The following is an 11,075-nucleotide window of genomic DNA, read 5'->3' as shown; positions in this document are numbered from 1 at the left end:
GCGAAGGGTCAATCCTTACCTCCAGGAGTGGTAGGAGAAATGGTTGTCCGTGGGCCTACAGTAATGCAAGGCTATTTCAATCTGCCGGACGAGAGCACAGAGGCATTGAAAGACGGGTGGCTTCATACCGGAGATTTGGCTTACCAGGATGCAGAAGGATATTTCTTTCTTGTTGATCGTTTGAAGGATTTAATCATATCCAATGGAGAAAATATATATCCGCGTGAAATTGAGGAATTGTTATATGCTTATCCAGGAATCGTTGAAGCTAGCGTAATTGGTGTGCCTGATCCACTGCGCGGTCAGGTAGCAAGTGCTTACCTTGTATTAGCAGAAGGTCATAGTTTTGATAAAAAAGCGGTTAGAGAGTATCTGCAGAGCAACATTGCCGCCTATAAAATTCCGCGCGATTTCTTTGTTGTGGATGATTTGCCTAAAAATCAGACAGGCAAAGTCGTAAAACGGGCCCTTCGCGAGCAAGTAGGGTGAGTGTATCAAAAATGTATGCGCTGGTAGGCTGGTAGTTGTGATTAGGCTGTTAACAGGTGACGATATAGATGAAGTCAATAGATACTTAGAACGAAATTATATGGAAACAGTTTCGCTGCGCGGCAATCTTGAGCGTTGTGGTCTCGAAAACCATTATCTGAGCCGGCGCTCGGGTGACTATTATGGATATTATTTCGCTGGTCAGTTACGAGGAGTACTGGCCTTTTATAACTTAGGCAGCGTTATGCCACATTTTGAAGATCCAGGGGCGGTCAGTGAGTTTGCCCAAATCATGTTGCAGCGCCGTTGGAAGGTGTTGGCCGGTATGAAACGGGTGGTAGCGCCTTTATGTCAGGCATTGAAGCCGGTTAGGCCAGTACTGGAATATGAAGACAGCTATTATTTGGCCAATTATGACATAAAGCCTGTCCCACTGCCGGCCTCGCTCCAAATTGTTGATATAGATAGGCTTGACCGCATGCTTGCGCTTATGTTTATTGTTGAAGCTTACCGCATAGGGTTTAAGCGACGGTTTAATCTGGAAATGGCAGCCAAACTTATTGCCGAATGCAGTCCAGAAGAGAAAATTGCTTTTCTGGTGGCAGAGGGGGTGCCCAAAGCACTTGCCATGATTCAGGTGGCTACTGACAGGATTCATCAGATCGGTGGCGTATATACCAGTGCCGGCAGTCGGGGTCAGGGCTATTGTCAGGCCTTGGTTTCTTGGCTGTGCAACCGGAGCAGGGCCTATGGCAAACTACCGGTATTGATGGTACGAAAGGACAATCATCCGGCTCTTCGGGCCTATAGGGCGATTGGCTTTACTTATGTTGCTGATTACTTGGTTGCAAAATTTTAGCCGACAGGCTGTTAGCACTTTGATGGCGAAAATCATTTTGCAGGTGGATAAATGTCACTTCTCACTTATAAGCGGCTGGCTGATTATGACGGTATTTTGTGACAGAACAAGACGAGTGGTATTGTCTATTTATGTTCACCTGGGAAGAAGAATACTACAAAAAACAGAAGGATTTGCCGAATTTTCGCCGAAGGTATTGGCAGAAATGACTGCATCAGGAGGAGTCTTCATGAAATTTCCTGGAAGGTTTTCTGCCATTTGCTTGGTAGTGCTTATGCTGATTGTGATACATAATCCGCTTGTGGCCGCTGCCAAGAAGCCGGTCAACTCCCAGCGGCAATCGATTATCAAAATAGCGGAAACATATCTAAAAACTCCCTACCGCTTTGGCGGAGAATGTCCTCAAGGCTTTGATTGTTCAGGCTTTGTTAAATTTGTGTATGCTAAACAGGGGAAAAAGCTGCCTCGCTCCGCTGATGTTCAGTACAAAACAGGTAAAAAGGTGCGCGGCAAACTAGAACCCGGTGACTTGGTTTTCTTTAATACTTATGGGAAAGGCGTTTCTCATGTAGGCATTTATTATGGTGATGGTAAATTTATTCATGCATCTTCCAGCCGGGGTGTAATGTTCAGTAAGCTTAAAGAGCCATATTGGCAGTCACGCTATATTGGTGCTAGGAGAATTATCGATTAGGAGCTATATTCCGAACAATGTTTTAAAAAATGTGTTTAAAGTTCGATTTTTTTATTGACAGGTTTTACTGACTGCTGGTACAATACAAGTAACTCAATAATGCTCGTATATATTTGAGAATACGGCTCAAACGTTTCTACCAGGCGACCGTAAATCGCCCGACTACGAGTGAAAGTGCGTCTAGGGTTCCGTGCTGCATCAACGATGCTGCAGACTGTGACCAAGTGGCGCAGGTGTTAGCACTAACACTACACCGATGGGATAAAAACCCTGGCGGGGAAGTTTCGCTCTTTTGGATTCATGCGAAATTTCCCGCCAGGGTTTTATTTCTTGTTAGCACAGCTTATCAGGAGGATATTGAAACAGTGCTTGGGTTTTCAGGTAAAGCTTGATATAAGTTGTGTTTTCTTTAGTGTTTTCGGGTAAGCTAGTGTTGGATGCAAATACCCTTGACTAGTAGTAGAAAAAAGGGGAGAAAAGGAAATGTTGGAGAAATTTTTTGAACTCAGTTCGCGTAAAACCGATGTAAAGACAGAGGTAATTGCCGGTATTACTACCTTCATGACCATGGCGTACATTCTGTTTGTCAACCCAAGTATTTTGGGCGCTGCCGGGATGGACAAGAATGCCGTATTGTTGGCTACCGCAATTGGTGCCGGTTTGGTATCCATTATGATGGGGGTCTTTGTCAATTATCCGATTGCATTGGCACCAGGCATGGGTCTTAACGCCTTTTATGCTTTTACCGTTGTTATCGGTATGGGTGTCTCCTGGCAGGTTGCATTAGGTGCAGTATTTATTTCTGGTTTAGTTTTTATTTTGCTTACAGTTACTCATGTCCGGCAACTGCTGGTTGAAGGCATGCCCAATTCCTTAAAACATGCGATTACCGTAGGTATCGGTTTGTTTATCACTATTGTCGGGCTGAAACTGTCCGGGATTATGAGTATTCGGTTGTCTTTGATTCCGCCCACATTAGAAAAACTTGTCGCCGCTAATGGTAATGGTACGCCGCTGAGTTTTGAAACTATTATTGAGATGGGGAAATTTACTCATCCTGAAGTATTGCTTTCTGTGTTTGGCTTGGTGTTCATCGGTGTATTGATGGCTCGCCAGGTGAAAGGTGCTATTTTAATTGGTATTTTTGTCACTACTATTTTGGGGATATTGTTAGGCATTGTAAAGATTCCCGCCGGTTTTAGTCCAATAGCCATGCCAGACTTTAGCAGAAATGCTTTCCTGCAACTGGATATTATCGGTGCCCTTCATATGGGATTATTTGCCATTATCTTTACTTTTACCTTTGTAGAACTGTTTGATACTATGGGAACTCTTGTCGGTACCGCTTCCAAAGCTGGTTTAATGGATAAAGATGGAAAGTTTCCGGGGATTGGCAAAGCTATGTTGGTAGACGCCACTGGTGTAAGTTTGGGTTCTTTGTTGGGCACTAGCACCATTACTGCTTTTGTTGAAAGTGCTGCCGGCGTGGGAGCTGGTGGTCGTACTGGTTTGACAGCTGTTGTATGTGGCATACTTTTCCTTTTGGCCCTCTTTTTCACTCCGCTAGCTGGTCTTATTCCTGATGCCGCTACTGCACCTGCGCTCATCATTGTGGGTGCATTGATGATAGAATCTGTCCGTCATATTGATTTTGGTGATCTTACAGAAGGGATTCCTGCATTTTTAACCATTGCTTTAATGCCGTTTACCTACAGCATTGCCAATGGTATCTCCGCCGGTCTGGTAATGTATCCGCTGTTAAAGTTGGTTACTGGCCGTGGTCGCGAAGTTCACTGGATTGTATACTTGTTAGCAGTGCTTGTCGTAGCCAGGTTCATATTCTTGTCTGAATAGCAGAAACGATTTACCCAGATATTTTATAAAAAATATCTGGGTTTATTACCAATTTAGCTGATTTTATATACAGCGCTGTGCAGAAAATTAATTAACGTCAATGCATTTTACAGAGTTGCATGCGAAAGGATGATAAGATGAAAGTTGCTATTATTATGGGAAGTGATTCTGATTGGCCGGTGCTGGAAACCGCGGTCAGCCAATTGAAAGAATTTGGTATTGCCACCGAAGTGCTGGTGGCTTCGGCACATCGTACTCCGGATAAAGTGCGGCGTTTTGTCGCTGAGGCAAAAGACCGGGGGGTTCGGGTGTTCATCGCGGCAGCCGGGGCAGCTGCTCATTTACCTGGTGTGATTGCCAGTTATACTACATTGCCAGTCATCGGTATCCCGATTAATGCTACACCACTAGGCGGGATGGATGCGCTGCTGAGCATTGCGCAGATGCCTGCAGGCATTCCGGTGGCAACTATGGCCATTAATGGAGCAAAAAACGCGGCATTGTTCGCAGCCCAGATATTGGCTGTTCACGATGCAGAACTGGCTGAAAAACTCTTAACCCATCGCCAGAGTATGGCCGAAGAGGTAGAGAAAAAAGATGAGCGCCTGGCCCAAAAACTGTTAGGACAAAATTAGCCTATAGAGGAGAAGATGCAGTATGAAAAAACCTATGTATGAAGGTAAAGCCAAACAAGTATTTGCTACTGAAAATCCCGATGAATTACTGGTCTACTTTAAAGATGATGCTACTGCTTTTAATGGTGAAAAACGTGGTACTATCGGCAACAAAGGTGTACTTAACAATAAGATATCCACATTTTTCTTTAATCTGCTAGGGGAAAAAGGTATACCGCATCATTTTATTAAAATGATTAGTGAACGCGAAATGTTGGTCAAAAAACTGGATATTCTGCCGGTAGAGGTTGTTGTCCGCAATATTGCCGCCGGCAGTCTGGCCAAACGTATTGGCTGGGAGGAAGGACGGAAGCTGCCATCAACCGTGATTGAATTCTACTATAAAAATGATGCATTAGGTGATCCGCTCATTAATGATTATCACATCAAAGCGCTAGGGTTGGCTACTCCTGAACAAGTAGAAACTATGGAAACATATGCCCTGAAGATTAATGAAATTCTGTCAACTTTCCTGAAGCAAAAAAAATTAGAACTCATTGATTTTAAGCTAGAGTTTGGTGTACACAAAGGGGAAGTGCTGTTAGGGGACGAAATTTCCCCAGATACCTGTCGCTTTTGGGATAGTGAAACAGGTCAAAAACTTGATAAAGACCGTTTCCGTCGCGATTTAGGGAATGTTGAGGAAGCGTATCAGGAGGTACTGCGTCGAATTACCGGACAATAATTTGGTTATGTAGTGGTAACTGCTCATATAAGGTTCAATTGGTGGATACTATATTATACCAGTGCTGCCTGTTATCGCAGAAAAATGCCTGACTCAGATATACTAGAATGTCTACTTGTGTGGCAGTGGTAACTAAAATTAATGTATAAGCAAAGGAGAAACCAAGTGCTTTACGATATGCAAAGCGATAAATTTCGAGAAGAATGCGGTATATTTGGTGTTTTTTCTCGGAAAGAGAATGTAGCATTGACAACTTACTGGGGTTTATATGCGTTGCAGCACCGGGGACAGGAGAGCGCCGGAATTGCGGTGACTGACGGTAAGATTATGGATGTGCAGCGGGGTATGGGGCTGGTCAATGAAGTATTTCGTCATGGTTTACCTGCCATGCCAAGCCATATTGCTATTGGCCATGTTCGTTATTCAACAACAGGTTCTAGTTTGCCCCAAAATACTCAGCCGCTGATGGTCAATTATTCTGGCGGACAAATCAGTATGGCTCATAATGGCAATTTGACGAACGCACATGAAGTCCGCAAAGAATTGGAAGGAAATGGTACTGTATTCCAGACGTCGATTGACAGTGAAGTCATTGTGAATCTTATTGCCCGGTCAGCGAAGCAAACTGTAGAGGACAAGATTGAAGATAGTCTTTCTAAGATTCATGGAGCCTATTGTCTGGTGATAATGACCGAAAACAAACTTATTGGAGTACGTGACCCGCATGGGTTCCGTCCACTGTGTCTGGGAAGGTTAGGAGACGGCTGGGTATTGGCGTCAGAAACTTGTGCCCTTGATACGGTAGGGGCTGAATTTGTGCGTGATATAGAACCTGGGGAAATGGTAAGCATTGATGATTGTGGTGTGGTATCCCGACGTTTTGCTGAACCTGGCCGGCGGGCAGGTTGTGTGTTTGAATATATTTACTTTGCCCGCCCTGATAGTGTTATTGATGGTCAGAGTGTATATCAGGCCAGATTTAATATGGGCCGAAGGCTAGCACAGGAAAGCCGTTTGCAAGCCGATATTGTTATTTCAGTACCTGACTCAGGCACTACAGCGGCACTTGGGTACAGTTATGAATCAGGCATACCATTTGCTGAAGGACTTATGAAAAACCGTTATATTGGCCGTACCTTTATTCAGCCAGAACAAAAAAACCGTGACATGGGTGTGCGGATTAAACTTAATGCTGTCTCTTCAGTAGTAAAAGGTAAGTCCATTATTATGGTGGATGATTCTATTGTACGTGGTACTACCAGTGGTAAAATCGTCCGGATGCTAAAAGAGGCGGGTGCAACCGCTGTTCATATGTGTGTAAGTTCGCCGCCGATCGCTTTTCCCTGTTACTATGGCATTGATACTTCGGCGCGCAAAGAGTTGATTGCTGCTTCCAAACAAGTAGAGGAAATCCGGCAATATATTGGCGCTGATTCTCTCCACTATCTTTCCCTTGAAGGGTTGCATGTATCCATCGGGAACATTTCTGAGAAAATGCTATGTAATGCTTGTTTTAATTGCGATTATCCGGCGCGTACGCCTGGTGAGGGTAATAAATTCTTATTTGAGACCAAGAATCCCAAATGAGTCCTGAGATGGATCCGGTGATTATCTGCAAAAGCATAGACTAGGAGGGCAAAAATGGCCGACAACCAAGAATCATCCATGGAAACAACGACCGCGCGCGGAGCACTAACCTATCGCGATGCGGGTGTCGATATTGATGCCGGTAATAAAGCTGTTGAACTAATGAAACGTCATGTGCGTTCTACGTATCGTCCTGAAGTACTAGGCGATATTGGCGGGTTTGGCGGGCTGTTTGCACTGAATTCCGGCAAGTACCGTCAGCCGGTTTTAGTAAGTGGTACTGATGGTGTTGGTACTAAACTGAAAATTGCTTTTATGGTAGACAAACATGATACCATTGGACAAGATGCCGTTGCGATGTGTGTTAATGATATTTTAGTACAAGGGGCCGAACCGCTGTTTTTCCTAGATTATTTGGCGGTAGGCAAACTCGACCCCGAAAAAGTGGCTGCCATTGTCCGAGGAGTGGCGATGGCTTGCTGTGAATCAGGCTGTGCACTCCTTGGAGGAGAAACCGCTGAGATGGCTGGTTTTTATCCAGATGGAGAGTATGATATTGCCGGTTTTGCCGTCGGTGTTGTTGAGCGGGACAAAATTATCACTGGTGAAACCATTAAGCCAGGTGATGTAGTCATTGGTTTGCCATCCAGTGGCCTCCATTCCAATGGCTTCTCACTTGTGCGCAAAATCTGCTTTGATATAAAACAACTGCGTGTCGATGCCTATATTCCCGAATTAGGACGCACGCTTGGTGAAGAACTGTTAGAACCTACCCGGTTGTATCCAAAAATCTGCTTGCCACTGATAGAAAAGTTTGATATTCATGGTATGGTCCATATTACCGGTGGTGGCTTTTATGACAATATTCCGCGAGTTCTGCCTCCAGGCTGTAGGGCAGAGATACATACAGCCGCATGGCCTGTGCCGCCCATTTTTGGCTTGCTAGAGCAATGGGGCGGTGTAGCCAAATCCGAAATGTACCGGACCTTTAATATGGGGATTGGCATGATGCTTATTGTGGCGGCCGAAGATGTGCCTGCCGTACAGGCGGAGTTGGCTGCCCGCAACGAAAAATCATATATAATCGGGACGATTACGGCAGGCGAACGGTTGGTAGAACTCAAGTAAGGAGGTTGTTTGATGAACAAAACGGTCATCGGTGTTCTGGCCTCAGGTCGCGGCAGCAATTTGCAAGCTATTGTTGATGCCATTCATGCCGGACGGCTTGCTGCGAAAATTGGTGTGGTTATCAGTGATAACCCGGATGCCAATGTCCTAAAGCGCCTAGCAGGCTCGGATATTCCGGCAGTGTGTATTGACAGGCGGACATTTTCCAGCCGCCAGGAATTTGAGGCTGCGATTGCTGAGGAGCTTACTGTCCGTCATGTCGAACTGGTTGTATTGGCCGGTTTTATGAGGATTCTCGGGCGGGATTTTATCGACCGGTTTGCCGGGAAAATCATGAACATTCATCCATCGCTGCTGCCTGCTTTTCCTGGGGAAAATGCGCAGCAACAAGCTTTACAGCATGGTGTTAAAATAGCAGGCTGTACCGTTCATTTTGTCGATGAAGGCGTGGATACCGGACCCATTATCCTGCAAGAAGCTGTACCAGTTATGGAAGATGATACTGTAGAAACCCTATCTGAACGCATTTTACATGCCGAACATATTCTGTATCCTCGCGCCATTGCGTTATATTGCGAGGGGCGACTCAGTGTAAAAGGACGGCGTGTATATATTAAATCATGTGAGGCGAAGAAAACAGATGAAGATTAAACGCGCGCTCTTAAGTGTGTCGGACAAAACTGGAATTATTGAGTTTGCTCAGCAACTTCACGATTTAGGAGTGCAGATTATCTCAACAGGCGGTACGATGAAGGCCATTAAAGAGGCAGGGATACCTGTAACTTATGTAAGCGAAGTTACCGGATTTCCAGAAATTATGGATGGTCGTGTCAAAACCCTAAACCCTTATATTCATGGCGGTATACTTGCCATTCGCGATAATCCGGCACACCAGGCAGCTATGCTAGAGCATAACATTCACGGAATTGATTTGGTGGCAGTTAACCTGTATCCATTTCGCCAGACGGTGGCAAAACCGGATGTGACGCTGGCAGAAGCTGTGGAAAACATTGATATTGGCGGACCAGCTATGATTCGGGCGGCGGCTAAGAATTTTCAGTATGTAACGGTTGTGGTTAATCCGCTGAGGTATCAAGATATCATTACCCAATTACGTAATGATGGGGAAGTAGCCTTACAAACCAGGATGGCGTTGGCGCAAGAAGCATTCAGCCACACAGCCAGTTATGATGCATATATTTCTCAGTATCTAAGCGGTCAGTTGGGCCAAGGGTTATTCCCGAATACGCTGCATAAAGTCTACGAAAAGATTCAGGATCTGCGGTATGGAGAAAATCCACATCAATCAGCAGCTTTTTATCGGGAACAATACTATACAGGTCCGGGCCTAACCACTGCCAAACAGCTTCATGGAAAAGAATTGTCATATAATAATATTGTGGATGTGGAAGCCGCCTACGCGTTGGCAGCCGAATTTACAGAGCCGGCAGCCGCAATTATTAAGCATACGAATCCGTGCGGCACAGGCATTGGGGCTACTTTGGCCGAAGCCTATCAAAAAGCCTATGAGGCTGACCCGGTATCGGCGTTTGGAGGTATTGTTGCTGTAAATCAAGAGGTTGATGCCGCTACCGCGCAGCTTATCAGCGAAATTTTTGTTGAAGTAGTCATTGCGCCATCTTTCAGCCAGGAGGCATTGGATATTCTGACGAAGAAGAAAAATATCCGGTTATTGGCAGCGACTATGGCGCAGCCTGATGCTAACCGGCTTGATATTAAATCTGTGGCAGGCGGTGTGCTTATGCAGCAGGCCGATAGGATTACTGCCGCTAAAAGCGACATGAAAGTCGTGACCAAGCGAGAACCAACTGAAGCTGAATGGGAACAGTTGTTGTTTGCCTGGAAGGTAGTTAAACATGTGAAGTCTAATGCGATTGTTGTTGCTAAAGATAATAAAACCATTGGCGTAGGAGCGGGCCAGATGAACCGCGTTGGGGCGGCAGGTATTGCCTTGGCGCAGGCTGGTGAACAAGCTAAAGGTGCCGTTTTGGCGTCAGATGCTTTTTTCCCGTTTGCTGATACCGTCGGAGCTGCCATTCAGGCTGGTGTTACTGCGATTATTCAGCCAGGCGGTTCGATTCATGACGAAGATTCAATCAAGATAGCCGATGCCCACGGGCTTGCTATGGTATTTACGGGTATGAGGCACTTTAAACATTAAAATATAGTAAAGGGGTCAGGCTTCAGCCTGACCCTTTTACTATATTTTTCGCTTATACACTCAAGTATTGCGTACATGCAGGTGGCGTCTTTTGGGTGTAGATTCACCCAAACAGACGCTTTCAGTTTCTTAAAACCAGTTTACTCTAATTCCACAGCAAGTTGCACATTGGCAGATATCTGTACCAGTCCAGGAGAAATTGGAGTTGTAGTGTCGGCCATTGCCGCTTTGGTGTACAACCGATTGCTTACTTCCGGTGATTGCAGGTAAATTCCATTATCATTTACGGTGCTAATTCTGACCACTCGCTTATTTAAAGCTACGGCTATGGTATCGGCTTTGCTCAAGGCATTCCGGACAGCTTGTGCCAGTGCAGCATTTTTCACCTCGTCTTCATTTTTCGTGGTAAATTGTATACTGTTTACCTGATTGGCACCTGCCTGTAACGCGGTATCGACCACTTCTCCGGCTTTTTCTGCCGATGTTGTTATCATAATGCTATTGGTAATTTGATAACCTTTGATATTTGAGGTACGCTTGCCATTGCTGTCACTGGTGTAAAGTGGGGTTACCACATAGTGAGCAGTTTTTATGCAGTCCGGCTTGATTCCTAAGTCTGCCAACTGCAGGCGGATTTTGGTCGAAATGTCGGCATTTTTTGCTTGGGCTGCGGCTACAGTTTCTGCTTCTGTCACTGTTCCTACATGTATATAGGCAGTATCTGGGGCAATTTCCATCTGGTAACTACCGCTTACCTGGACTGTGGTGGCTTTAGAATTCTTTTCAGCAGCCAGAGCTGTTGGCAGTAGTAGCGTCATAATTAACAATGCCAGGGATAACCGTTTGAGTATTTTTTTCACGCAGATCAACTCCTTCATTCATATAAACGCTGTAATCAGTAAAAGGTAACGAGAGAAACAAAA

11 protein-coding genes and 1 riboswitch are annotated in these 11,075 nt (G+C 45.2%); of the genes, 10 read left to right on the top strand and 1 reads right to left on the bottom strand.

Annotated elements, in window-relative coordinates:
- The 10 genes from AC29Z1_RS07615 to purH form a co-directional block, all read left to right on the top strand.
- Window positions 1–489 (top strand): class I adenylate-forming enzyme family protein (locus AC29Z1_RS07615; protein ID WP_488270859.1); only part of this gene is annotated, 489 nt, incomplete at its 5' end.
- A gap of 37 nt (window positions 490–526) precedes the next feature.
- On the top strand, window positions 527–1,348 hold the full coding sequence (locus AC29Z1_RS07610; protein WP_488270858.1) for a GNAT family N-acetyltransferase: 822 nt from the start codon (window positions 527–529) through the stop codon (window positions 1,346–1,348).
- A 22-nt stretch (window positions 1,349–1,370) separates the two neighbouring features.
- Complete coding sequence (locus tag AC29Z1_RS07605; protein WP_488270857.1) at window positions 1,371–2,042, top strand: C40 family peptidase; 672 nt, start codon at window positions 1,371–1,373, stop codon at window positions 2,040–2,042.
- Between the two features lie 83 nt (window positions 2,043–2,125).
- Window positions 2,126–2,227: riboswitch (purine riboswitch) on the top strand.
- 298 nt (window positions 2,228–2,525) lie between these two features.
- Entirely contained in the window at window positions 2,526–3,896 is a 1,371-nt protein-coding gene (locus tag AC29Z1_RS07600) for an NCS2 family permease (protein ID WP_488270856.1), read from the top strand.
- A gap of 137 nt (window positions 3,897–4,033) precedes the next feature.
- Complete coding sequence (gene purE, locus AC29Z1_RS07595) at window positions 4,034–4,531, top strand: 5-(carboxyamino)imidazole ribonucleotide mutase (protein WP_488270855.1); 498 nt, start codon at window positions 4,034–4,036, stop codon at window positions 4,529–4,531.
- 22 nt (window positions 4,532–4,553) lie between these two features.
- A complete protein-coding gene (purC, locus tag AC29Z1_RS07590; protein ID WP_488270854.1) occupies window positions 4,554–5,255 on the top strand; it encodes a phosphoribosylaminoimidazolesuccinocarboxamide synthase in 702 nt (233 codons plus the stop codon).
- Window positions 5,256–5,432: 177 nt separating this feature from the next.
- Window positions 5,433–6,842 (top strand): amidophosphoribosyltransferase, encoded by a 1,410-nt coding sequence (gene purF, locus AC29Z1_RS07585; protein WP_488270853.1) that lies wholly within the window; start codon window positions 5,433–5,435, stop codon window positions 6,840–6,842.
- Window positions 6,843–6,896: 54 nt separating this feature from the next.
- The gene (purM, locus tag AC29Z1_RS07580; protein ID WP_488270852.1) at window positions 6,897–7,970 is read left to right on the top strand and encodes a phosphoribosylformylglycinamidine cyclo-ligase; all 1,074 of its coding nucleotides are present in this window, start codon (window positions 6,897–6,899) and stop codon (window positions 7,968–7,970) included.
- 12 nt (window positions 7,971–7,982) lie between these two features.
- Window positions 7,983–8,621 carry a phosphoribosylglycinamide formyltransferase gene (purN, locus tag AC29Z1_RS07575; protein WP_488270851.1) on the top strand — a complete coding sequence of 213 codons (639 nt, stop codon included), beginning with the start codon at window positions 7,983–7,985 and terminating at the stop codon, window positions 8,619–8,621.
- Window positions 8,611–10,152 carry a bifunctional phosphoribosylaminoimidazolecarboxamide formyltransferase/IMP cyclohydrolase gene (purH, locus tag AC29Z1_RS07570; protein WP_488270850.1) on the top strand — a complete coding sequence of 514 codons (1,542 nt, stop codon included), beginning with the start codon at window positions 8,611–8,613 and terminating at the stop codon, window positions 10,150–10,152. The genes purN and purH overlap by 11 nt, the downstream gene beginning before the upstream one ends.
- Window positions 10,153–10,292: 140 nt before the next feature.
- Here purH and AC29Z1_RS07565 read toward each other — a convergent pair whose 3' ends face one another.
- Entirely contained in the window at window positions 10,293–11,012 is a 720-nt protein-coding gene (locus tag AC29Z1_RS07565) for an SIMPL domain-containing protein (RefSeq protein WP_488270849.1), read from the bottom strand.
- Window positions 11,013–11,075: the final 63 nt, after the last annotated feature.

Source organism: Sporomusa sp. (assembly GCF_057736855.1).
The sequence above is the reverse complement of the archived record's forward strand: the minus strand, read 5'-3'. Positions and strand labels throughout refer to the sequence as shown.

What these genes read in the sequence shown, in the direction of transcription:
- AC29Z1_RS07605 (WP_488270857.1), top strand. Translation starts at nt 1,371, where the DNA reads ATGGCGAAAATCATTTTGCAGGTGGATAAATGTCACTTCTCACTTATA.
- AC29Z1_RS07600 (WP_488270856.1), top strand. Translation starts at nt 2,526, where the DNA reads ATGTTGGAGAAATTTTTTGAACTCAGTTCGCGTAAAACCGATGTAAAG.
- purE (WP_488270855.1), top strand. Translation starts at nt 4,034, where the DNA reads ATGAAAGTTGCTATTATTATGGGAAGTGATTCTGATTGGCCGGTGCTG.
- purC (WP_488270854.1), top strand. Translation starts at nt 4,554, where the DNA reads ATGAAAAAACCTATGTATGAAGGTAAAGCCAAACAAGTATTTGCTACT.
- purF (WP_488270853.1), top strand. Translation starts at nt 5,433, where the DNA reads ATGCAAAGCGATAAATTTCGAGAAGAATGCGGTATATTTGGTGTTTTT.
- purM (WP_488270852.1), top strand. Translation starts at nt 6,897, where the DNA reads ATGGCCGACAACCAAGAATCATCCATGGAAACAACGACCGCGCGCGGA.
- purN (WP_488270851.1), top strand. Translation starts at nt 7,983, where the DNA reads ATGAACAAAACGGTCATCGGTGTTCTGGCCTCAGGTCGCGGCAGCAAT.
- purH (WP_488270850.1), top strand. Translation starts at nt 8,611, where the DNA reads ATGAAGATTAAACGCGCGCTCTTAAGTGTGTCGGACAAAACTGGAATT.